Raw genomic sequence first — 21,393 nt, 5'->3', positions numbered from 1 at the left:
CCTATATCCTATATGTTGGAATATACATTAGTTTTTTTATTATTATATGATAGATTAAATACATTAAAGTATTCAATAAAGCTTCTACCAAAATTGGTACAAATAAATAATTTTTAATAACAACTATATCTGAATTAAAAATATATGTTATTAAACTTACAAATAAAAAGTTTAATATAGTAAAAACAAAAGTTAAAATCAAACCTGTTTTTTTATCGCTACTAAATCTAAACTTTTCATCTCCAACTACATGACCTATCAAAAAATATGATAAAGCTCTTACACCAATTATTTTTGAAAACATAAGATCTTCCAACAAACCAATAACAAGCCCCGTATAAGAAGCACTCTTAGACCCAAGCGTTAAGGATAAACATATTACAAATGCAACTATAATATTGATATTTGCTCCAAATATATCCACCTTAGAAAAGACGCTAACTTGTAGGATAAAAGAAATAAAAGCTATTAAAAATGTTTTAAATTTATTCATATATCTACCTTACTTTCTAAGAACCAAAACCCTATACAAATGGGTAAAATCTGCTGGCGAATCAATAGTTACATTTTTTCTTAGAGAATCCTTGCTCATAATTACATTAGAAATTTCTCCCAAATATAAACCCTTAGGATAAACTCCCCCTATACCACTTGTAATTAATGTATCAGAATTTTTAACATCACTAGACACTTCTAGCATATAACCACTAATTTTTTTGTTTTTATAATCATCAATAACCCCATAATCTCCACTTCTAGAATTAATAAAGGAAACGTCATTTGATGAATTTTTTATTGTTTCAATCTTGCTTGTTGTTGAATTTACCTTTACAACTTTTCCTATAACAGCAGATGAATACTCGCTATTTCCTATAGCTTGCAAAATTACATCATTAACTTTTATTCCGTCTTTTTTTCCCTTGTCTATAAAAAATGATTCTTGCATACTTTTTACATCAGAATTAATAACTTGAGCTTTGACGTATTCATATTTTTGATTTTTTATAGCATCATTTTCAGCTTTCAAAAAATCTTTTCTATTAATAACTTCCATTAAGTTTGCATTTTCTTTTAAAAGATTTTGATTTTCTATCTTTAATTTTTCAACTTCGGCTCTTGTTTGCTTTGAACCAATTGTATCTTCTATAGCTTTAATTATTTCTGAAGTTATTGAATAAGAAGCTTTGTTTACGGGTTTAAATATGGTATTTGTTATATTATTACCAGCCTCTACCAAATCATCAGTAAGGCTTGATGTAAATATCAACAATACTAACAAAATAACCGTTATAAAAAAATGTTTATTGTTTTTTTTCTTTCTTCTATAAGCCATACTTACCTACTTTGATATTTTAAAAATCTATCTGGATTTTCCATAATTAAGCCTGCACCTTTTATAGCATCTAATTCTGGTTTGTCAGATATTTTCGCCTTTAAATTAATTATTTTTTCAATATATTCACGAAGACCTCTAACATTTGCCATACCTCCAGTCATTAAAAATCCATCATTTTTAATATCACTGGACAATTCTGGCGGTGTTTTTTCCATTACTAAATAAATCATCTCTATTAGACTATCAGCAAATTCACTTATACAAGGTGCTATTTCTTCACTTGTAACTTTTATTCTTTTAGGTTGAGCATCTTTTACATCTCTACCTTCAACTTCCATTCCTATATCCTTATCTTTAAGTCTAAGTGATAGCAATTCCTTTTTAATAAGCTCTGCTGTATTTATACCTACTTCGATTTTTTTCTTTTCTCTCAAAAAATTTTGGATATTTTTATCGATGTCATCTCCGCCCATTTTTAAAGTTTTGCTAGCAACAATTCCATTCAGGCTTATTACACAAATCTCACTTGTTCCAGCCCCAAGATTTAAAGTCAAAATACCTCTTGGATCTTCTGGAGTAAGTCCAACTCCAAAACAAGCCGCAAGTGATTCATCAACCATTATTACATCCCTACTTCCAGCATGCAAAGAAGCATCTTCAACAGCTCTTTGTTCAATGTCAGTAATACCGCTAGGAACACAAACAACAACCCTTGGTTGAACAACCGAAAACCCAGGATTTATTTTTTGGAAAAAATAATTTAACATTGCCTCAGTTAAATTAAAATCAGATATAACACCCTTTTCAATAGGTCTTTGTACTATAATTTCATCAGGAGTTTTTCCAATCATTTCCTTAGCTTGTTGACCAATAGCTTTTATTTCCTTATTTTGGTGGTCAAGAACTAAAACAGATGGTTCAGAAATTACAACCCCTTCATTTTTCTTAAAAACTTTAATACAGCTAGTACCCAAATCAATTGCTAGGTCTTCTGCCATAATTCTAAAATTCATTTTATTCTCCTATATAATATTTTCTTGTCTAAAACTAAAATATTTATTATTGCCAATAATAATATGATCTAATACTTTTATATCCAAAATTTCTCCTGCTTGAACCAATCTTTGAGTAATCTCTTTATCATTACAAGAAGGATTTGGATTTCCACTTGGGTGGTTATGTACAAAAATCACAGAATTTGCACTCTTTTTTACAGCCGAAATAAAACATTCCCTAGGATTAACAATAGAAGAGTTAAGATCCCCAGTAGAAATCAACTCCTTGCTAATAATCACGTTTTTTGTATCTAATAATATAGCATAGAAATGTTCTTTTTTTGTGTCTATAAATTTATTTTTCATCAAATTAAAAACATCTTCACAAGAATTAATACTTGTGATTTCTTTATTAACAATTTTCTCAGTGAGTCTTTTACCAAGCTGGATAGCGGCAATAATTTTACTAGCCTTGGCAAGTTTTATCCCATCAATTCCATTTAATTGCTCAATACTTATAGACAAAAGCTCCTCGCTAGAAAAAGTATTTAAAATTTCTCTAGCAAGTTCAATAGCATTTTTCTTCTTAGAGCCAGTTTCGATAAGAATTGCTAACAATTCCTCATCACTCAAACTTGCATATCCCTCATTTTTCAACTTTTCCCTTGGTCTTTGACTAAGGTCCAAATCTTTGATTTTTTTATTCATTTATAACACCAAGTTTCTTTAAATGCTCAATTATAAAATTAGAACTCAAACCAACAAAAAATCCAGTAAAAATTCCTATAAAAACTAAAACTGGAAAATAATAAAACATCTTTATATTTTGCATAAAAAATATTGCAACAATAATTTGACCTAAATTATGGAAAAAAGCACCAATTTCACTAACTCCAATGAGTGAAAAATCATCATCTACCTTTTTAAGTGAAAAATACATAGCAGTTGTAGAAAAAATAGCTCCAACAAAAGAATAGAAAAAACTCATTACTGATCCAGTAATCAAAACCAACAAAAAAGATTTCAATATACTTACAGCCAAAGCCTTTTTATAATCATAAATATAAATAGCAACTAATATTATTATATTCGAAAAACCAAGCCTAGCACCAGGAATTGGAACAGGCATTGGCACCATAGATTCAATCAAAGAAATAGCAAGAGATAAAGCGACAAAAAGCGATAAATTTACATATACTTTTAAAGTTTTATTCTTCATCCAACCACCTTATCAATTTCTTCCTCATTGCTATCCTCTTTTTCAGAAACAATTTCTAAAATCAATCTATGAGGAAGGCAAACTATAGTTTCTCCAACTTTTTTTATACTAGGCATGTGAGTACAAAGCAAATCTCTACAATTAGCTTTCTTCATACTAACTTGCCCATTTTTTATCTCAACAATATTATATTCATCGTCATCAATTTTAATTTTAAATTTTTTATATTTATTAAGTGGATATTTACCATATTCTTTCCCATTAAGCTCAACTCTCAAAAAATTTCCATCTTCTCCCGACTTAATTTTTTGCACAAAAAAAGCCATACTCAAGCTTAATAAAAAAAGTAATAAAATAACAAAAATATCTCTTTTTTTTAATTTCATATCTACCTCTTATAAGAGTTTATCATTTAAAACAGATTAATGTCAATTTAAAAAATCCAAATAAAAAAAGACCACCGATTTATTTCGATGGTCAAATCTTTATCTTATTTTTTATTCAACATCAATACATTTTGCAGGACATTTTTCTGCAGCTTCTTTTAAAAGATTTAGATCTAAATTATCAGATATTGTTTCTTTTGATAAGAAATTATCCATTGTAAATCCTTCTGGATAAGTTCTTGCACAAATTGAACAACCAATACATCCGACTTTACAATTTCCTCTAACATCTTTTCCTTTATCGTGTGAAGAACATTTTACAATTGCTTTTTGTGAATAAGGAACAAGCTCAATAATATTTTTTGGACAAGTTTTAACGCAAGCTCCACAAGCCACACATTTTTCCTTATCTACAACACTTACTCCATCCACCATATGTATAGCGTCAAATTCACAGGCTTTAACACATGAGCCGCAACCAAGGCAACCATAATTACAAGCTTTTTTTCCGCCAAATAAAGCAATTTGTGCTCTACAATCTTCAAGACCTGCATATTCGTATAAATCTTTTGCATTTTCGCAAGTTCCATTACATTTTACAACTGCAACTTGTTTATCCCCAGCTCCAGCTGACTCAACACCCATAGCACTTGCAACTGCATCTGTTACAGATTGTCCACCAATTACACAAGCAGAAACAGGAGCTTCTCCCTTTGCAATTGCATTTGCACAACCATCACAACCTGGATAACCACAAGCTCCACAGTTTGCTCCAGGAAGTGCCTCTCTAACTCTTTCAACAATTGGGTCTGTTTCAACCTCAAATTTTTTACTAATAACACCCAATAAGCCAGCTAGTATAAATCCTAATACGGCTAATACAAGTGTTGGAATTAATATATTATTCATCACATTTCTCCTCTATGCTAATCCTGCAAAGCCCATAAAGGCAATTGACATTAGACCTAGAGTAATCAAAGTAATAGGTCCACCCTTGAAAGCTTCTGGCAAGTCGTTATCTTCGATTTTTTCTCTTATAGAAGCAAGTATTACTAAAGCAATTAAGAAACCTACTGCAGCAGCTGCTGCGTTTATTGTTGTTTCTAATAAATTATAACTTTCATTTATATTTTTAATAGCTACACCAAGTACTATACAGTTAGTTGTAATTAATGGTAAGTAAACACCAAGAGCTTCATAAAGATTTGGCATTGATTTTTTCATAATCATCTCTACTGTTTGTACTAATGAAGCGATTACTAAAATAAATACAACTGTTTGTAAATATCCAATTTTTAATGGATCTAATATATAATATTGGATAACCCAAGTAATAATTGAAGATAAGGTTACTACGAAAATTACTGCAGCTCCCATTCCTTTTGCAGTTTCAACTTTACTTGTTACACCAAGTGTTGGACAAATTCCTAAAAATTGTCCCAATACATAGTTATTTACAAAAATTGATGCAATAATTATTGAAAATAATTCTGACATAATTCCTCCTACTTATTATTTTTCTTCTTGTTTGAAATAGCTGCTGCTACTGCAAACATGATTCCTAGGATAATAAATGAAGATGCTGGTTGAATTAAAAATCCAATTGTATAATCTTCAGGAATTATTCTATTATCTAGTAATGTACCATTTCCAAATAATTCTCTAATAGCTGCAAGAATAGAAATTGCTATTGTATAACCTAAACCTTGACCAATACCATCAACAATTGATGCTATAGGACCTTGTTGTGAAGCAAATCCTTCAGCTCTTGCAAGAATTATACAGTTTACAACTATAAGTGGAATAAAAATTCCTAGTGATTGATCAAGTGCTGGCAAGTATGCTTTTATAATCATTTGAACCATAGTTACGAAACTTGCTATTACAACTATAAATGCTGGAATTCTTACTTCATCTGGAATAAAATTTCTCAAAACAGAAATTACCAAGTTTGAAAGTGTAAGTACAAAAATTACTGCAGCTCCCATTCCAATCGCATTAGAAAGTGAAGATGAAATAGCAAGTACAGAACACATTCCTACCATTTGTACAAATACTGGGTTATTTGAAAATATTCCATCTTTAAAAACTTTTCCCAAATTTACAGATTTTTTCTTTCTTTTTTCTTTTTCTTTTTGAACATCTATAGGTTTTCCAGTTTGTCTTTCCATATCTTTACCTCCTATTTAAGATCTTTCAATACTTCACGAGCAGTATTTATACCATTAAGGATAGTATTAGTTGAATATGTAGCTCCTGAAATTCCTACAATTTCGTTTTCAGATCCGGCTTCTGATGCACCGACTTTCTTGTCAACGCTTACGCCTTTAACTCCTTCTTTAAACCAATCTTCTTCCATTTGAAGACCAAATCCTGCAGATTCTGAATGTTTTAAAGGACTGAAACCTGTCAATTTATTTTCACTATCAACTCCAACGATAAATTCGATGTCTCCACCGTATCCACCTTTAGAATTTACATCAAACACATATCCTTTGCCTCCATCAGCTTTATAAACTCCTTTTACAGCTTCAGGAAATTTTCCCTTAACTTCTTCAAAGTCTTTTCCTTCTGGAAAGGCAATTTTTAATGATTCATTTAATTTTTTTTGTTCAGCTTTTTTTATAATTGGTTCTGTAACTGAATTTGTAAAGGCCAATACTAGAGCTGATACAGCTGTAATTATTAATAATTTAATTCCTAATTTTAATGCTTTATTCATCTTTTGCCCCTTTACTAGCTACACCAAATACCTTAGGCATTGTCTTACTATCAATAAGAGGAACTAATAAGTTCATTAATAAAATTGAATATGAAACACCTTCTGGATATCCACCGAAAACTCTTATTAGTGAAGTGATAAGTCCGCAACCAAAAGCAAATATTATTTCTCCTTTTTTAGTTACAGGACTTGTTGTATAGTCTGTTGCCATGAAAAATGCTCCAAGCATTAGACCACCTGATAATAATTGTTCGATTATTCCATCAACAGATTTATTAAATACCATCAACAGGATTGCTGTTGTTAATATGTATACTGCAGGTATTCTTAGTGAAATAACTTTTCTAATTACAAGATATGCTGCTCCAATTAATATAGCTAGAGTTGAAACTTCTCCAATACATCCACCCATATTTCCTATAAACATATCTAGTAAGGCTGGTTTTTGTCCACCTGATAAAACTGTTGCAGCAGATACTGCTGAAACTTTTCCTGGTGCTACATAATTTGACATATTTTTTGACCAAGATGCAAGTAAAAACGCTCTTGCTCCCAAAGCTGGGTTTACAATATTTTGTCCTATTCCACCAAAAAATTGCTTACAAATAACTATAGCAAAAGCTGCGCCTATTACTGTTTGCCAAACTGGCATTGTAACTGGGATATTATAGGCTAAAAGTAAACCTGTAACTATAGCTGATAAATCATTTATTGATGATTGTCTTTTCATAACTTTGTTAGATATAAATTCTGCTATAACACAACTTGCTACTGATGCAATCATTAAAACAAGTGCTTTCATTCCAAAGAAATATATTCCTGCAAGTCCTGTTGGAATAAGAGCAATTATTACATCTAACATTTCTTTAGTAACAGTTCTCTCGCTTCTCATATGAGGAGAGGATGATACTAATAATTTTTTTGCTTCCATTTATTTCTCCTCTACTTTCCTGCTTGACGAATTTGTCTTTTTCCAAACCTAATAGCTTCAACCAAAGGTCTTTTTGATGGACAAATATATGAACATGATCCACATTCTATACAATCAAGTATATGAAGATCTTGTGCCTTATCAAATTTTTCTTTTAATGAAAATTTGTGAATTAATAATGGCATAAGTCCAACTGGACAAACATTTACACACTTAGCACATCTTATACAAGGATTTGTTATAGGTGCTTTTGATTCTTCTTTGTTTAAAACTAAGATACAGTTACTAGCTTTTTCTACTGGTTGATTTATATTTGGTTGGGCAATTCCCATCATTGGTCCACCATTTATAACTTTTCCAGCTTCTTCTGTAAGTCCGCCAGCTTCTTCTATCATATGATCAAAACTTGTTCCAATTCTTACTAGGAAATTTGAAGGATTTTTTATTCCATGACCTGTTACTGTCATATATCTTTCTATTAGTGGTTTTCCGTAATAAACTGCTTCATAAACTGCGTTTGCACTTGAAACGTTTGAAACAATTACTCCAACATCCATTGGAAGACCGCCTGAAGGAACTTCTCTATGTAATACGGCATTAATAATTCTTTTTTCATCTCCTTGTGGATACTTGGTAACCATGGTTGCCACTTCAAGTTTTGATGAATTTTTATTTGCCAGTGCCTTTTTAACTTTTTCGATTGCTTCTGCTTTGTTATCTTCGATTGCAATAATTCCTTTTTTTGCATCTACTGCTTGAACAAGTAATTCCAAAGCATCTACTATTACTTCAGGTTTTGTTTTCAAAATAAAATCATCGCAAGTAACGTAAGGTTCACACTCAGCACCATTTATAATAACAGTATCAATTGGTTTGTTTGGTGAATATTTAATATGTGCTGGGAATGATGCTCCTCCCATACCTACAAGACCATTTTCTTTCATCGCCTCAACTATTTTTTCTTTAGTTAAGTTTGTAACGTCTTTTCTTTCGTAGTTAATTTCTTGGTCATAGCCTTCTGTGTCAATAACAACAGCTTTGCTGTTTTTACCAGATGCTGTTTGGATATCGATTACACTTGAAACTTTACCATTAACTGATGAGTGAATATTACAAGAAAAATTTCCAACAGCTTCGCCGATAAGCTGTCCAATTTTCACTTCATCGTTTTTCTTAACTAAACATTTACTTGGAGCTCCAATGTGTTGAGTAAGAGGAATTGTTACAGTTTTTGGAATTTTTGCAACAATTAAGTCTTTTTTTTCGCTTAATTCCTTATACTCTGGAATTTTTACTCCATTAGCAAATGTTAAATTTTCTAGAGCCATAATCTCTCCTTTCATTTAATCCGTATATTAGCATTATAATTTATTTAAAAATATTATTCAATGATTATAATACATCAAATAATATTTTTTTAACAAATTTCTTATAATTTTTTATAGATAATGATTTTCTATCTTTTAATTCTTCCTTGCTTGGAAGTCCATCATCATAAAATACTTTCATCAAATCATAATTTGAATTTATTTTTATAACATATTGTCTAGTTTCTTTTGTAGGAATTTTTGTTGGATCTGGGTCGTGTTTGTCTATTTTTTTGTCTGCAATTAGTTTGTCTATATTTCCTATTCCCCCATTATAAGCTGCAAGAGCCAAGTCGACATTATTATAATATTCATTCAAATATTTGAAATACCCTACTCCAAGATTTAGATTGTAATCTACTTCTTTTAATTTGTCTGGATAATATTCTTCTCCAATTATTTCTGCACTATGTTTTGCAGAGGAATCTAATAATTGCATAAGTCCCATAGCGTTTTGACTTGAGTGAGCTTCTGTATAAAAATCACTTTCTACTTTTATAATTGATGCAATCAAAAGTGGATCTACATTATATTTTTGTGAATATTTTTCTATTTCTTCTTGGTAGGCAATTTTTTGTCTTGATGTTTGATAGGCTACTATTGAAAAACTTATTATAACAACCATCACAAACGCTAATATTATTATTCCTATTATTTTAAAAATATTTTTTAAAGCTTTCATATATTCTCCAAATTTTTTAAAGCTATTTCTACTTTTTTTTCTAAATTTTCTAAGGATGTGCTATTATCAAAAATCACATCTGATTTTTTTTGCATTTCTAAAAAATCTTGACTGTTAATTTTTTTTAATGCAAAATCTTTTCCTATCTTATCTCTTTGCATTAATCTTTCTATTTGAATTTCTCTATCAGCGGTAACTAGCCATACATAATCACAAGGAAATTTTTCTTTCATTTGAAAATACAAGGGAATTTCTACAAAAATATTTTTCTCATTACTTTCTCTTATCAAATTATTTATATAAGCAATGATATTTTTATGGGTAATTTTATTTATCAATTCTCTTTTTTGGGAATTATTAAAAATTATTTTTGCTAAGATTTTCTTATCCAAATTTTCTCCATCAAAAGCCTCGTCAAAAGCTTTTGATGATAAAATTTCTTTGTAATTTATTTGGTCTTTTTCTAGTAATTTCTTATTTATTTCATCGCTATCAATAACTTGATAGCCTTTTTTTCTCAAAATTTCTGATAAAGAAGATTTGCCACTTGCAATTGTTCCAGTTATAACAATTTTATTTTGACTCATACATACTTTCTCCGCTATCTATGTCAACTAAAAGTGGAACTTTTAAATCTACAGCATCTTGCATAGATGATTTTAAAATTTCTTTTGCTTTTTCCAAATCTTTTTTACTTGCTTCTATGATTATTTCATCATGAATTTGCAAAACTATTTTTGCATCTATTTTTGCTTTTTGTAAATTTTGGTATGAATTTATCATAGCAAATTTTATAATGTCCGCAGCTGTTCCTTGGATTGGTGTATTTAAAGCAACTCTTTCTCCAAAACTTCTTACATTGAAATTTTTTGAATTTATTTCTGGAACATATCTTCTTCTATTAAATATTGTATTTACATATCCATCTTCTTTGGCTTTTTTTACAATATCTTTCATGTATTTTTTAATTTCTGGATAAGTGTCAAGGTAATTTTCTATATATTCCTTAGCTCTTTTTCTTGGTATATTTAAATTTTGGCTAAGTCCATAATCGCTTATACCATAAATTATTCCAAAATTTACAGCTTTAGCCTCACTTCTTTGTAATTTTGTAACCTCATCAATTGGTGTAGAAAAAACTTCTGATGCAGTCTTTGTGTGTATATCAATATCTTTTGAAAAAGCCTCTTGCATTTTTTTGTCATTTGCAAGATGTGCCAAAACTCTTAATTCAATTTGTGAATAGTCCGCATCAATCAAAACTTTTCCATCATCAGCTTTGAAAGCCTTTCTGATTTTTCTGCCCTCTTCGGTTCTTATTGGAAGATTTTGTAAATTTGGTTCTGTTGAAGAAAGTCTACCTGTTGCAGTTACATTTTGCTTAAATGTTGACCTGATTCTTCCATCTTCATCAATACATTCTTCAAGACTTTCAAGATAGGTTGATTTTAATTTATACATTTCCCTATATCTTTCAATTTTTTCGATTATAGGATGTTTTTTTCTTAATTTTTCTAAAACTTGAGCATTTGTTGAATAGCCAGTCTTTGTTTTTTTAATTATAGGAAGTTTCAAATCTTCAAATAAAATTTTTGAAAGCTGCTTTGGTGAATTTATATTAAATTCACTTCCAGCAAGTTCATAGATTATTTTTTCTAAATCTCCAAGTTCAAGAGAAACTTCATCTTTAATTTTCTCAAGCTCATTTTTATCACAAATAAAACCTGTTATTTCCATATCCGCAAGAACTTTGGATAATTTTATTTCACAATCCTTATAAAGATCATACATAGAAAGCTCTTCTAATTTTTGGGTTAAAATATCTAGACTATCTTCAATTGCATTTACAATAGATGCCAAATATTTGCCAAGATTATCAGAATCCAAATCCTTGTATGATTTTTTACTTTTTCCCTTACCAAGCAAATCTTCTTCATTTTCTACTTCATATTTCAAAAATGCTTGGCTAAAAGTTTTTAAATCATAAGATGACCTTGAAGGATCAATTAGATAGTGCATAAGCATAGTATCATCATAAGGCAAGGAAATATTTATCCCAAGCTTATCAAACAAGACAATATCTTCTTTAATATCAAAAGAAACTTTTTTAATATTATCAGCCTCAAAATATTTTTTGAATTTTTCTACAAATTTTTCATCGGGATTATAAATGTAAGTTTTTGATGAAGATGTTTTTATTGCTATTTTATAGGCATTAGAGTGAATATAATTGTCTTCCTCAAAAATGCTTTTAAAATAAAATACCCCATCTTTTTCAATATCATCTATTATAGAAAAATCATCAGAAAATGAATAAGAAAATTCTATTTCATCTTTTCTTTCTTCGCTAGTATCTTCAAATTTTTCCATAAATTTATTGAAATTATATTTTGAAAATTTTTCTCTCAAAGAATCCAAGTCTGGTTCTTTTACCTTTAATTCTGAAATTTTCATCCCAACTGGAGCATTTGTAACAATTGTTCCGATTTTTTTGGACAAAAAGGCAATTTGCTTTGAATTTTCTAGATTTTCCTTGGTTTTTTTGCCCTTAATATCATCCAAATTTTCATATAAGCCTTCCATAGACCCATATTTTTTTATAAATTTAATGGCAGTTTTTTCGCCAATTCCATCAACACCAGGAATATTATCAGACTTATCTCCCATTAAACCCTTAACATCAATTAATTGTTTTGGACTAAGACCATAATCATCTTCAATAGATTTTACAGTGATTTCTTCCATCTGAGAAATTCCTTTTCTTGTAAGAAAAACCACAACCTTATCATTTACAAGTTGAAAATAATCTTTGTCCCCTGTAATAATTACAGTTTCAAGACCTTCTTCCTTTGCAATTGTAGAAAAAGTTCCAACAATATCATCAGCCTCATAACCATCTATATCCAAGTACTTTACATTTAATGAATCAAGAATGTCTTTTAAAATTCCAAATTGATAATTCAATTCGTTTGGCGCCTTATCCCTATTTGCTTTATAATCTTCAAATTCTTTGTGCCTAAAAGTTTTTGTTTTCTTATCAAAAGCAACCAAAATATAATCTGGCTTATATTCTTCAACAGCCCTAAAATACATGGTCAAAAATCCATAAACACCGTTTGTCATAACACCATCAGCATTTGTAAGATTAGGAAGGGCAAAAAAGGCTCTAAAAATCAAACTAGATCCGTCAATTAGCATTACTTTTTTACTCATATATTTCTCCTTTCTATAAGTATAACACATTTTAATTTTCACAAAAAAATAAGTAGAAAAATTTGCTGATTAAAAATTTGAAAATTAAAATTTTAAAATAAAAAATTAAAAAAAAGCATCAAAAAAAGCTATGCAATTTTGCATAGCTTAAATATGAAAAAAATAAAAAAATTAATGGTGCTGGTGGTGGGACTTGAACCCACACGTTCCGGAGAACAACAGAGTTTGAGTCTGTCTCGTCTGCCAATTCCGACACACCAGCATTAACACTACCTGATTATTATAACACCATTAATAGCCTTATGCAAATTTTTTTACATTTTTCTCAAATCATTAAAATCATTTCCCAAAATTTTTAAATTATTAATTAGTTTCATCCCACTTTTAGAAAAACAAAATTTCAAAGCAATTAAACTTGTCAATATTCCTATAAGAATTCCACAAAAAACATCTGATGGAAAATGAACATACAAGTATAATCTTGAAAAAGCAATCAGGATTGCCAAAATGCTTGCCATTATATTAATTGTTTTTGATTTTGAAAATAATAATATTACTGTAAGCATACAAAAAGAAATTGAAGAATGCCCAGATGGAAATGATGGATCTTGAGGTTTTAAAACTAACAATTTAATTCCATCAACAATTTCAAAAGGTCTAATTCTCCCAACAGCAGGTTTTAAAATCAAATTCACAATCAAGGCATTAAATAAAAAACAAACAATCATAAGCCTAGCCATTTTTTTATATTCTTTTGTAGTTAAAAAAATCAAAATCAATAAAATCCAAAAAATTCCCATATTCCCAAGAGCAGTAATGGTTGTCATTATTTTATCCAAAATGGGACTTTTTATATTTTGAATTAAATTTAATAATGAAATATCTATTTTTGTTATAAAATTCATACTTTCCCCTTTATTTTTACAAATATAATATCACAAATAAGAAAAATAAAAAAGACTGCACTAAGCAGTCTCTATTGTACTTTTGTATTTATGGTTTCTTTAACCATTTGATCGGCTTTTAAAATTCTTGCTCTTTGATTTTCATCAACCTTATCAAAATATTTTCCTCCTTCAAGGAAATCTTTTGTTCTGTAAACTCTTGAAAGTTTTCCATATTCATCATTAATATGTCCAACCCAAATCGGATAAAAATTAACTTCTCCTAGCTTTACTTTTCCAGTTTTTGTATTTTTCTCTACATTTATATCAAAGGCAACTGATTGTTCTGTTCTAATATCTCCTAAAGCCTCCAAGGATTGGTTTGATACAAAATTTCCACAAGCGTAAGCTATATATCCTTCTTTTCCATTTTCAGCTTTATATCTTTCTGCCGGTTGAACAACGTGAGGATGATTTCCAATAACTAGATCTGCTCCCCACTTTATCATATTTCTTGCCAAAGAAATATGTTCTTGGGCTGGATATGATTGGTATTCTATTCCCCAGTGTGGATAAACTATAATAAAATCCGAATTTTTTCTAGCTTCTTTTATGTCTTCTTCTATTATTTTTTCATCCAAATAATTTATAATTTCATTTGGCTTATGATTTACTACTAAACTTTCTAAACCATTAACTCCATAGGTGTAAGCCAAAAATCCTATTTTCATATTTTTTACTTGAATATATTTTATCCTACTTTCTCCTGCTTTTCTTGTTCCGCAGTGAGAGATTCCTTCCTTATCCATAGCTTCCATTGTATCATAGATTCCTTTTTCTTCTGAATCTAGGGTGTGATTGTTTGCTGTTGACAACAAATCAAAACCCGCATCTTTTATATCTTTCAAATATTCAGCTGGGCTTGTAAATTGTGGAAAACCTGAAGGTTGTTTGTCAGGATTTATGCTTGTTTCAAAATTTCCAATTGCTAAATCAGAATCTGATACAAATTCTTTTATATATTCAAATTGTCTAGAAAAATCATAATTTCCTTTTCCGTAATTTTTTGCGTAATTTACTTGACCCATATGAGCCATAATATCTCCAAAAGCCTTTATATTTATTTTTTCAACTTTTGAATCTGAATCATTTGTGTTTGAGTCTTTTTTCTCAATTTTACTTATATTTGCCTTTTTGTTATTTGAATCAGAACTATCGTCGTTTGATTCTTTTCTTTCTTTTATTATAATATTTTCTGCAATATTTGAATTAGAATCAGTTTTATCTTCATTTTTCTTACATGATGTAAAACTAATAGCTAGAAAAAATATAAAAATTACCGATAATATTCTCTTAATTTTTTTCATTTTTACTCCTTTATTTATATAATCATATACAATTATATATTATTCTATAAATAAAGTCATATTAGAAGGAAATTTGGTATCTTATTGCAATTATACAAAGAATTACAGCAAGTGGAACATATAAATATCTTCCCAAATTATACCAACCATCACCGTGCTTACTTTTTGCACTTTTATTTATTTCATCCATCAAATCTTCTTTTTTCATTACCCAAAACCATGAAATGGCTCCTATAATTGCAGATATTGGAAGAATATAAATTGTTACAAAATTCATCCATGCTCCCCATTTTGCTATAGGATGTAAAAATAATCCACAAACAAATACAAGAATCATTAGAACAAGTAAGACATTAATTCTTTTTAAATTTTCAAATTTTGATGTTATTGCTTCAGCAACTGTTTCTATCATTGATTGAACTGACAATACTCCTGCAAAAACTATTGCTATATACAAAATAATTGCAAAAATTCTTCCTCCAGCTATTTCTTGTAAAACTTTTGGCAAAACAACAAAAATTAATTTTGGTCCTTGTGATTGGGAAAATCCAAAAGCGAAAGTTGCTGGTAGCATTACGAAAGTTGAAAGCATAGCTGCAACTGTATCAAGGCTTGATGTGATTGTTGATGAATGAACTATATCTTCACTATCTGGAAGATAAGAACCATAAACAACCATTACTGTTGAAACAATTGATAGGGAGAAAAATGCTTGTCCCATTGCACCTATCCACAATTTTATATCCAATAATTTTTCTGGTTCTAAAGTAAAAATAAATTTGTATCCTTCTACTGCCTTATTTAAAAATGCAATTCTTACTGCAAGAATTATAAATAAAATAAAAAATAGAGGCATCATAAATGAATTTGTTTTTTCTATTCCTTTTGTCCCATAAGCTAAGGTCAAAAATACAATAATAACTAATAAGAAATGTTCTTTTGCAAGTGCAAAATCATTTGTAGAAATTGATTCAAACCATACATTTGGATCTTGAGTCAAAAGTGATCCAGTAATTGAATCAAGAAGAGCTTTAAGTACATAAGTAATAACAACTGTATATCCAATAGCTAATAAAACTACACCAACTAAAGGAATCCACCTTATTACTCTTCCTACTCCTTCCTTATTTCTAGATTTCCAAACTTCTCTAAAAACTCCCATTGGCCCTGCTTTATATCTTCTTCCTACTGCACTTTCTGCAGAAAGACCAACACGACCAAATAAAAATACAAAGAATAAATAAGGAATCAAAAATGATAATCCCCCATTCATTCCAATTTTATAGGGAAAAGCCCATACGTTGGCAAGTCCTACTGCACTTCCAACGCATGCCATTATAAATCCCCATTTGTTACTAAATTTCGAATTATTTTCCATTTTCTTCTCCATAAAATTTAAAAAGTAACTTTAAATACTAAAGCTAAAATTGATAAAACAATTGCTATTGGAACATAAACATATTTTCCAAGCTTGTGCCATCCTTCTCCTGCTTTTTTCTTTGCACCACTATTAACTTCTTCCAAAATTTCATCTTTTTTCCAAAAATAAAACCAAGAAATTGCTCCAATTGATGCTCCTATTGGAATTATATAAATAGAAACAAGATCCATCCATGGTCCCCATTTGCTAATAGCTTCCATATTAACGCCAATCAAAAATGTTACAAGACCAATTATAGTCAAAGCAGTAATTCTTTTAATTTTGTTATACCTGTGCATAAGAGATTCCGCTATAACTTCAAACATATTTTGTAAAGAAGAAATTCCTGCAAATACAACCGCAGTATAAAGAATTATAGCAAAAATTCTTCCACCCTTTATATTTTGCAATATAGTTGGCAAAACTTCAAATAAAAGTCCAGGTCCACCAGCTTGTGAAAGACCAAAAACCAAAATAGATGGAACAATTACACAAGATGACAACAAAGCTGCCAAGGTATCAAAAAATGCAGTAGATTTTGCCGCTGATAAAATATCTTCATTTTTATCTAGATAAGAGCCACACACAATCATTCCACTTCCTGTTACAGAAAGAGAAAAGAAAGCTTGTCCCATTGCATTTTCTATAGTTTTTAAAGACAATTTGTCAAAGTCTAACCTAAACATATATTTATAACCTTCAAGAGCATTTGGCAAAGTCAAAATAAAAATTGCAATAATTAAAAATAAAATAAAAAATGCAGGCATCATAATTTTATTAGATTTTTCTATGGTATTTGCACCCTTCAAACAAGTTAAAAGTGTTACCAAAATTATTATAAAATGATAAATAACAACAGAGTAATCCTTATTTGAAAAAGATTCAAACCATTTTTTACTATTTACAACTAAAAGTTCTCCAGTAAAAGAATCTACTAAAGCTTTTAAAACATAAGAAACTATAACAGCATAGCCAATAGCTATAAATAAAGAACCCAACAAAGGCAAAAAGCCGATATTTTTACTAATAAAAGAATGCTCTTTCTTATTATTTTTTGAATTTAAGGCATATTCATAAGAGCCCAAAGTTCCAGTTTCAGCTCTTCTACCTATTGCAAATTCACTTGATAAACCTACATAAGCAAAAAGAGCTACAAAAACTAAATAAAATAATAAGAAAAATATTCCACCTTCTTGGAACTTATAAGGAAAGCCCCACACATTTGCCATTCCAACGGCACTGCCTACAGCTGTCAGGATAAAACCCAACCTCGATGAGAATTTTTTTTCTTTGTTCATATTTAACTCCTTTTTACTTTAGCACGCCAAGGCGTCGGCGTACTATTGAACTTGTTTCATTATATCATAAATTTATTATTTGTAAAACAAATTTCAAAAATAATTTAATTATAAAAACAAATCATAATTTTATAAAAGTAAATCTACCAATAGCAATTAAATTTTTCTCATCATCAAAAACATCGCAATCAATATTAGCTATTGTCCTACCAATTTTTTTCGCCTTACATTTTGCATAAAGATAAGAAGTCTTGCTTGCTGGTCTAAGAAAATTTACATATCCATCGCTTGTTACAAATTCTCCATCAAAATATTCCGATGCTTTTTTGCCACAAGCCGTATCAATCAAAGTCATAGTCAAACCACCATGAACAATTTTATTTATATTCAAACAATACTCTTCAATAGGAACTCTTGTAATTATTTCTCCATACTCATCTTTCACATATTCCATTTTTAAATAATCAACAAAATTCATAAAATATCCTTTCTATTTATAAGGCAATTATAACATTTTTTCGATAAATCCTTTAATAGTGATATAATTATTTATTGAAGGATAAATTATGAGAAAAATGCTATTTATATTATCGTCCAAGGCAGGAAAAACCGAGTTCGATATTAATGAAAAAGATATAGAAAAAATTTATAATAAAAAAGATTTAAAAGAAAATGTTCAAATAATTAGGACTTCTTATGAAAACCACGCAACTGATGCAGCCAAAGACTTTATTGAAAAATATAAAAATTTCAAAAAAACAATAATAGTTGGAGGAGGCGACGGCTCATTAAATGAAATTTGCAACGTTGTTTATGAAAATGATTTGGCAAATACAAGCCTTGGTTTACTTCCTATGGGAACTGGCAACGACTTTTCCAAAAATTTTTCATACAAAAATTTCAAAGTAGAAAGTTTATTAAATTTAAAAGAAAAAAAGATTGATTTAATTAAAGTAAATGATAAAGTCGGAATAAACGTCTTATCCTTAGGTTTTGATACAGTTGTTTTAGAAAAAGCCTACGAATATTTAGATAAAAAACCATCTTTGGGGAAAAAAGCATATTTTTTTGGAGTCATTAAGGCATTAAAATCTTTGTCATATCAAAATCTATCATTAACTTTATATGACAAAAATTACAAGGAAATAAAACTTGAAGATAAATTTTTGCTTAGTGCTATTTGCAACGGAGGCTATTATGGCTCAGGATTTAATCCTGCACCAAGTGCAAAAATTGATGATGGAATTTTAAATTTAGTTTATGCAAAAAAACTACCAAATATCTTGTTGCCATCTTTGATAATAAGATATAAACATGGACTTTTAGAAAATTCAAAATATTTAGATGAAATAAAAGTCAAAAAAGGACAAATAAAATCAGATGAAAAAATTTTAGCAAATATTGACGGAGAAATTTTTGAAAATAAAATAATAAATTTTGAAATTATAGAAAATTGTTTGTCTTGGACTTATTTTGATATGTAATTTTAAAAGGGGCTGTTGTAAAATTATGATTGATCATCATTATACAACAGTCCATTTTTTTATATCTAACTTTCTAATTTTGACACATAAGGATTATCTTTTATATAAAATCTATACAAAAAATCTCTAGCTTCCTTGGCATAATCTATGCCAATTCTTTTTGCTTTTACTATTTCAAAATCTTTCTTGCCTTCTTCCATATAAAAATCTTTTGAAAAAATATCTTTTCCATTAAAATTTTTATCAATTTTTAAGGCTTTTGTAAGTTTTGCTGGGCCATTGCTTAAATTTTTTCTTTGATAAATCGATAGGTCTTGATAATTTTTTCCAAATCTATTTTTTGAAATCAAATCAAAATTCTCCAAAGGCTCAATTGCTCTCAATAAAACCGCCTCTGGTACCTCTTCTTTTACGCTTGATATATTTAAAAGAAAATGAATCCCATAAGTTTGATAGACGTACAAAGTGCCTGCATCCATATACATTATTTTATTTCTGTCAGTTTTTTTGCCTAAAAAAGTGTGACATGCCCTGTCATTTACTCCAAGATATGCTTCTGTTTCCACGATCTTAGCTCTTATAATTTGTCCATCAATTTTTCTAACTAAAATATTTCCAAGCAAATCTTTGGCAAGATCTAGTGTATTTTTTCTAAAATATTTCCTATCAAGCATTGTTTTCTCCTTTATAAAAATAGCCCCTAAATCTTTTTGATTTAAGGGTTTAGTCTAGCTTTTCATTACTATTTTTTTTATATCACTTGGTTTATTTGCAATAAAATCTGCATTTTCAAATTCTTCTTTTTTTCCATAACCATAAGCTACGGCAATTGATTTTATGGATAATTCATTGCTTGCATCTATGTCATAAGACCTATCGCCTATCATAACAGATTCATTAGTTTTTAAATCATTTTCAAAAATCAGATGTTCAATTACCTTTTTCTTTGTATTTTTATCATTAGAAGAACCAGAAATATAAGAAAAATATTGCAAAATTCCAAAATATTCTAAAATTTTCTTAGAAGATTCTTCGCCCTTGCTTGTTGCAAGATAAATATTAAAGCCTTCATCATATAAATCTTCTATTAATTCTTTAACTCCTTCATAAAGAGAAGTTTCAAACAGACCGTTTTTAAAGTAATACTTTCTATAATAATATACTCCATCATCAGCCAAGTCTTCTCCCAATTCTTTTACAAAAGAATCTCTCAAAGGTGGACCAATATATTCATAGAGCTTATCTCTTTGATAAGACTTGCCCATTTTTTCCAAAGCATATTCAAAAGCATTCAAAATCCCGCTAGCAGATTTTGAAATTGTTCCATCAAGATCGAATATAATATTTTTAATCATAAATTATCCTTTCTGGTATATTTTTCCAAATATTTTCAAAATAGATTCTATTTTCTGTTATTTTTATAAAAAATATTATAGAGCTATTTTTTTCCATTTTCGAATTTTTGTCCTAAAAGTTCCAAAAGGTGCAACAGTATTGATGTGAATAAATTTATAAACTTCCCAAACTGCCGTTTTTGTTGCATCATCAGCCCATTTTCTCATGTGTGGTTTAAATAATTCATCATCACTCAAAGAATCAATCATTTTATAAATATCTTTGATATTTTCACTTAATTTTTCCCTTAATTCTTTTAACGATAAATGAGCATAAGTATCCGTAAAATATTGATATAATTCCCCAAGTTGATTCCACTTAAAATCTTCAGATGGCGTCTTAACTTCAAGACCTTTCTTTTCATCATCTTCCCATTTTAAAACCAGTGTAGTCCATCCAACTTGATAAGCAAGGTTTTCAGCAGGAGTTCTATCAACTCCTTCAACCCTTTTATCTTTCAAATTTTCTGGAATATCATCAAACTCCAAAATATATTTTTCAAATTTTTTCTCAATTTCAGCTTTAAGATCTTTTTTATTGCTGTAAGTTCTCATAAATTTCTCCAAATTTTTAAATCTCTAAGTTTTTATAGATTTAATTATATCATAAATACCTATTAATAGCTTTTTTGCAAGAAAAAAATTATCAATATTTAAATTTTTCCCACAAAAAAAGGCTGATTATTATCAACCTT

24 protein-coding genes and 1 tRNA gene are annotated in these 21,393 nt (G+C 29.0%); 1 reads left to right on the top strand and 24 read right to left on the bottom strand.

Going from position 1 to position 21,393, the window contains the following annotated elements:
- Position 1: 1 nt before the first annotated feature.
- The 21 genes from mreD to HMPREF0078_RS02515 form a co-directional block, all read right to left on the bottom strand.
- Positions 2 to 493, bottom strand: coding sequence for a rod shape-determining protein MreD (gene mreD / locus HMPREF0078_RS02615; protein ID WP_004838533.1), 492 nt, complete (start codon positions 491 to 493; stop codon positions 2 to 4).
- A 9-nt stretch (positions 494 to 502) separates the two neighbouring features.
- The gene (gene mreC, locus HMPREF0078_RS02610) at positions 503 to 1,333 is read right to left on the bottom strand and encodes a rod shape-determining protein MreC (RefSeq protein WP_004838532.1); all 831 of its coding nucleotides are present in this window, start codon (positions 1,331 to 1,333) and stop codon (positions 503 to 505) included.
- A 2-nt stretch (positions 1,334 to 1,335) separates the two neighbouring features.
- Positions 1,336 to 2,349, bottom strand: a complete 1,014-nt coding sequence (gene mreB / locus HMPREF0078_RS02605) for a rod shape-determining protein (protein ID WP_004838531.1) — start codon at positions 2,347 to 2,349, stop codon at positions 1,336 to 1,338.
- 9 nt (positions 2,350 to 2,358) lie between these two features.
- Positions 2,359 to 3,039, bottom strand: coding sequence for a RadC family protein (gene radC, locus HMPREF0078_RS02600; protein WP_004838530.1), 681 nt, complete (start codon positions 3,037 to 3,039; stop codon positions 2,359 to 2,361).
- Positions 3,032 to 3,550 (bottom strand): Gx transporter family protein, encoded by a 519-nt coding sequence (locus HMPREF0078_RS02595; RefSeq protein ID WP_004838529.1) that lies wholly within the window; start codon positions 3,548 to 3,550, stop codon positions 3,032 to 3,034. Before HMPREF0078_RS02595 ends, radC begins: the two co-directional genes overlap by 8 nt.
- Positions 3,547 to 3,936, bottom strand: a complete 390-nt coding sequence (locus HMPREF0078_RS02590) for a NusG domain II-containing protein (protein WP_004838528.1) — start codon at positions 3,934 to 3,936, stop codon at positions 3,547 to 3,549. Before HMPREF0078_RS02590 ends, HMPREF0078_RS02595 begins: the two co-directional genes overlap by 4 nt.
- A 111-nt stretch (positions 3,937 to 4,047) precedes the next feature.
- Positions 4,048 to 4,845 (bottom strand): RnfABCDGE type electron transport complex subunit B, encoded by a 798-nt coding sequence (locus HMPREF0078_RS02585; RefSeq protein ID WP_039920429.1) that lies wholly within the window; start codon positions 4,843 to 4,845, stop codon positions 4,048 to 4,050.
- 12 nt (positions 4,846 to 4,857) lie between these two features.
- Entirely contained in the window at positions 4,858 to 5,433 is a 576-nt protein-coding gene (rsxA, locus tag HMPREF0078_RS02580; RefSeq protein WP_004838526.1) for an electron transport complex subunit RsxA, read from the bottom strand.
- An 8-nt stretch (positions 5,434 to 5,441) separates the two neighbouring features.
- The gene (gene rsxE / locus HMPREF0078_RS02575) at positions 5,442 to 6,107 is read right to left on the bottom strand and encodes an electron transport complex subunit RsxE (RefSeq protein WP_004838525.1); all 666 of its coding nucleotides are present in this window, start codon (positions 6,105 to 6,107) and stop codon (positions 5,442 to 5,444) included.
- A gap of 11 nt (positions 6,108 to 6,118) precedes the next feature.
- On the bottom strand, positions 6,119 to 6,658 hold the full coding sequence (locus tag HMPREF0078_RS02570) for an FMN-binding protein (protein ID WP_004838524.1): 540 nt from the start codon (positions 6,656 to 6,658) through the stop codon (positions 6,119 to 6,121).
- Positions 6,651 to 7,589, bottom strand: coding sequence for an RnfABCDGE type electron transport complex subunit D (locus tag HMPREF0078_RS02565; protein WP_004838523.1), 939 nt, complete (start codon positions 7,587 to 7,589; stop codon positions 6,651 to 6,653). Before HMPREF0078_RS02565 ends, HMPREF0078_RS02570 begins: the two co-directional genes overlap by 8 nt.
- An 11-nt stretch (positions 7,590 to 7,600) precedes the next feature.
- The gene (rsxC, locus tag HMPREF0078_RS02560; RefSeq protein ID WP_039920427.1) at positions 7,601 to 8,917 is read right to left on the bottom strand and encodes an electron transport complex subunit RsxC; all 1,317 of its coding nucleotides are present in this window, start codon (positions 8,915 to 8,917) and stop codon (positions 7,601 to 7,603) included.
- Between the two features lie 64 nt (positions 8,918 to 8,981).
- Positions 8,982 to 9,638 (bottom strand): lytic transglycosylase domain-containing protein, encoded by a 657-nt coding sequence (locus HMPREF0078_RS02555; RefSeq protein WP_004838521.1) that lies wholly within the window; start codon positions 9,636 to 9,638, stop codon positions 8,982 to 8,984.
- Complete coding sequence (gene coaE / locus HMPREF0078_RS02550; protein WP_004838520.1) at positions 9,635 to 10,225, bottom strand: dephospho-CoA kinase; 591 nt, start codon at positions 10,223 to 10,225, stop codon at positions 9,635 to 9,637. The genes HMPREF0078_RS02555 and coaE overlap by 4 nt, the downstream gene beginning before the upstream one ends.
- Entirely contained in the window at positions 10,212 to 12,851 is a 2,640-nt protein-coding gene (gene polA, locus HMPREF0078_RS02545) for a DNA polymerase I (RefSeq protein WP_039920425.1), read from the bottom strand. Before polA ends, coaE begins: the two co-directional genes overlap by 14 nt.
- A 175-nt stretch (positions 12,852 to 13,026) precedes the next feature.
- Positions 13,027 to 13,113 (bottom strand) — tRNA-Leu (locus HMPREF0078_RS02540).
- A gap of 52 nt (positions 13,114 to 13,165) precedes the next feature.
- Positions 13,166 to 13,756, bottom strand: coding sequence for a phosphatase PAP2 family protein (locus HMPREF0078_RS02535; protein WP_004838518.1), 591 nt, complete (start codon positions 13,754 to 13,756; stop codon positions 13,166 to 13,168).
- Positions 13,757 to 13,827: 71 nt separating this feature from the next.
- Positions 13,828 to 15,102 carry a CapA family protein gene (locus tag HMPREF0078_RS02530; RefSeq protein ID WP_004838517.1) on the bottom strand — a complete coding sequence of 425 codons (1,275 nt, stop codon included), beginning with the start codon at positions 15,100 to 15,102 and terminating at the stop codon, positions 13,828 to 13,830.
- A gap of 61 nt (positions 15,103 to 15,163) precedes the next feature.
- Positions 15,164 to 16,480, bottom strand: a complete 1,317-nt coding sequence (locus HMPREF0078_RS02525) for a sodium-dependent transporter (RefSeq protein WP_039920424.1) — start codon at positions 16,478 to 16,480, stop codon at positions 15,164 to 15,166.
- A 17-nt stretch (positions 16,481 to 16,497) separates the two neighbouring features.
- Positions 16,498 to 17,820 (bottom strand): sodium-dependent transporter, encoded by a 1,323-nt coding sequence (locus tag HMPREF0078_RS02520; protein WP_004838515.1) that lies wholly within the window; start codon positions 17,818 to 17,820, stop codon positions 16,498 to 16,500.
- A 121-nt stretch (positions 17,821 to 17,941) separates the two neighbouring features.
- Positions 17,942 to 18,298 carry a PaaI family thioesterase gene (locus tag HMPREF0078_RS02515; RefSeq protein ID WP_004838514.1) on the bottom strand — a complete coding sequence of 119 codons (357 nt, stop codon included), beginning with the start codon at positions 18,296 to 18,298 and terminating at the stop codon, positions 17,942 to 17,944.
- Positions 18,299 to 18,386: 88 nt separating this feature from the next.
- Here HMPREF0078_RS02515 and HMPREF0078_RS02510 point away from each other — a divergent pair, with 88 nt between their 5' ends.
- A complete protein-coding gene (locus HMPREF0078_RS02510; RefSeq protein ID WP_004838513.1) occupies positions 18,387 to 19,304 on the top strand; it encodes a diacylglycerol/lipid kinase family protein in 918 nt (305 codons plus the stop codon).
- Positions 19,305 to 19,369: 65 nt separating this feature from the next.
- On the opposite strand, the gene HMPREF0078_RS02505 is transcribed toward HMPREF0078_RS02510, so the two are convergent.
- From HMPREF0078_RS02505 to HMPREF0078_RS02495, 3 genes are all read right to left on the bottom strand, one after another.
- A complete protein-coding gene (locus HMPREF0078_RS02505) occupies positions 19,370 to 19,978 on the bottom strand; it encodes a DNA-3-methyladenine glycosylase (protein WP_004838512.1) in 609 nt (202 codons plus the stop codon).
- Positions 19,979 to 20,032: 54 nt separating this feature from the next.
- Positions 20,033 to 20,659: an HAD-IA family hydrolase gene (locus tag HMPREF0078_RS02500; protein ID WP_004838511.1), complete on the bottom strand. Its 627-nt coding sequence runs from the start codon at positions 20,657 to 20,659 to the stop codon at positions 20,033 to 20,035.
- Between the two features lie 75 nt (positions 20,660 to 20,734).
- Entirely contained in the window at positions 20,735 to 21,253 is a 519-nt protein-coding gene (locus HMPREF0078_RS02495) for a ClbS/DfsB family four-helix bundle protein (RefSeq protein ID WP_004838510.1), read from the bottom strand.
- Between the last annotated feature and the right edge of the window lie 140 nt (positions 21,254 to 21,393).

The sequence above is a fragment of the Anaerococcus vaginalis ATCC 51170 genome (assembly GCF_000163295.1).
In the GTDB taxonomy this organism is placed as follows: domain Bacteria; phylum Bacillota; class Clostridia; order Tissierellales; family Peptoniphilaceae; genus Anaerococcus; species Anaerococcus vaginalis.
The sequence above is the reverse complement of the archived record's forward strand: the minus strand, read 5'-3'. Positions and strand labels throughout refer to the sequence as shown.

What these genes read in the sequence shown, in the direction of transcription:
- HMPREF0078_RS02505 (WP_004838512.1), bottom strand. Translation starts at nt 19,978, where the DNA reads ATGCTTGATAGGAAATATTTTAGAAAAAATACACTAGATCTTGCCAAA.
- HMPREF0078_RS02555 (WP_004838521.1), bottom strand. Translation starts at nt 9,638, where the DNA reads ATGAAAGCTTTAAAAAATATTTTTAAAATAATAGGAATAATAATATTA.
- polA (WP_039920425.1), bottom strand. Translation starts at nt 12,851, where the DNA reads ATGAGTAAAAAAGTAATGCTAATTGACGGATCTAGTTTGATTTTTAGA.
- HMPREF0078_RS02510 (WP_004838513.1), top strand. Translation starts at nt 18,387, where the DNA reads ATGAGAAAAATGCTATTTATATTATCGTCCAAGGCAGGAAAAACCGAG.
- HMPREF0078_RS02535 (WP_004838518.1), bottom strand. Translation starts at nt 13,756, where the DNA reads ATGAATTTTATAACAAAAATAGATATTTCATTATTAAATTTAATTCAA.
- HMPREF0078_RS02515 (WP_004838514.1), bottom strand. Translation starts at nt 18,298, where the DNA reads ATGAATTTTGTTGATTATTTAAAAATGGAATATGTGAAAGATGAGTAT.
- HMPREF0078_RS02495 (WP_004838510.1), bottom strand. Translation starts at nt 21,253, where the DNA reads ATGAGAACTTACAGCAATAAAAAAGATCTTAAAGCTGAAATTGAGAAA.
- HMPREF0078_RS02520 (WP_004838515.1), bottom strand. Translation starts at nt 17,820, where the DNA reads ATGAACAAAGAAAAAAAATTCTCATCGAGGTTGGGTTTTATCCTGACA.
- HMPREF0078_RS02525 (WP_039920424.1), bottom strand. Translation starts at nt 16,480, where the DNA reads ATGGAAAATAATTCGAAATTTAGTAACAAATGGGGATTTATAATGGCA.
- HMPREF0078_RS02565 (WP_004838523.1), bottom strand. Translation starts at nt 7,589, where the DNA reads ATGGAAGCAAAAAAATTATTAGTATCATCCTCTCCTCATATGAGAAGC.
- mreD (WP_004838533.1), bottom strand. Translation starts at nt 493, where the DNA reads ATGAATAAATTTAAAACATTTTTAATAGCTTTTATTTCTTTTATCCTA.
- HMPREF0078_RS02595 (WP_004838529.1), bottom strand. Translation starts at nt 3,550, where the DNA reads ATGAAGAATAAAACTTTAAAAGTATATGTAAATTTATCGCTTTTTGTC.
- coaE (WP_004838520.1), bottom strand. Translation starts at nt 10,225, where the DNA reads ATGAGTCAAAATAAAATTGTTATAACTGGAACAATTGCAAGTGGCAAA.
- rsxC (WP_039920427.1), bottom strand. Translation starts at nt 8,917, where the DNA reads ATGGCTCTAGAAAATTTAACATTTGCTAATGGAGTAAAAATTCCAGAG.
- mreB (WP_004838531.1), bottom strand. Translation starts at nt 2,349, where the DNA reads ATGAATTTTAGAATTATGGCAGAAGACCTAGCAATTGATTTGGGTACT.
- radC (WP_004838530.1), bottom strand. Translation starts at nt 3,039, where the DNA reads ATGAATAAAAAAATCAAAGATTTGGACCTTAGTCAAAGACCAAGGGAA.
- HMPREF0078_RS02570 (WP_004838524.1), bottom strand. Translation starts at nt 6,658, where the DNA reads ATGAATAAAGCATTAAAATTAGGAATTAAATTATTAATAATTACAGCT.
- HMPREF0078_RS02590 (WP_004838528.1), bottom strand. Translation starts at nt 3,936, where the DNA reads ATGAAATTAAAAAAAAGAGATATTTTTGTTATTTTATTACTTTTTTTA.
- HMPREF0078_RS02585 (WP_039920429.1), bottom strand. Translation starts at nt 4,845, where the DNA reads ATGAATAATATATTAATTCCAACACTTGTATTAGCCGTATTAGGATTT.
- rsxE (WP_004838525.1), bottom strand. Translation starts at nt 6,107, where the DNA reads ATGGAAAGACAAACTGGAAAACCTATAGATGTTCAAAAAGAAAAAGAA.
- HMPREF0078_RS02530 (WP_004838517.1), bottom strand. Translation starts at nt 15,102, where the DNA reads ATGAAAAAAATTAAGAGAATATTATCGGTAATTTTTATATTTTTTCTA.
- rsxA (WP_004838526.1), bottom strand. Translation starts at nt 5,433, where the DNA reads ATGTCAGAATTATTTTCAATAATTATTGCATCAATTTTTGTAAATAAC.
- mreC (WP_004838532.1), bottom strand. Translation starts at nt 1,333, where the DNA reads ATGGCTTATAGAAGAAAGAAAAAAAACAATAAACATTTTTTTATAACG.
- HMPREF0078_RS02500 (WP_004838511.1), bottom strand. Translation starts at nt 20,659, where the DNA reads ATGATTAAAAATATTATATTCGATCTTGATGGAACAATTTCAAAATCT.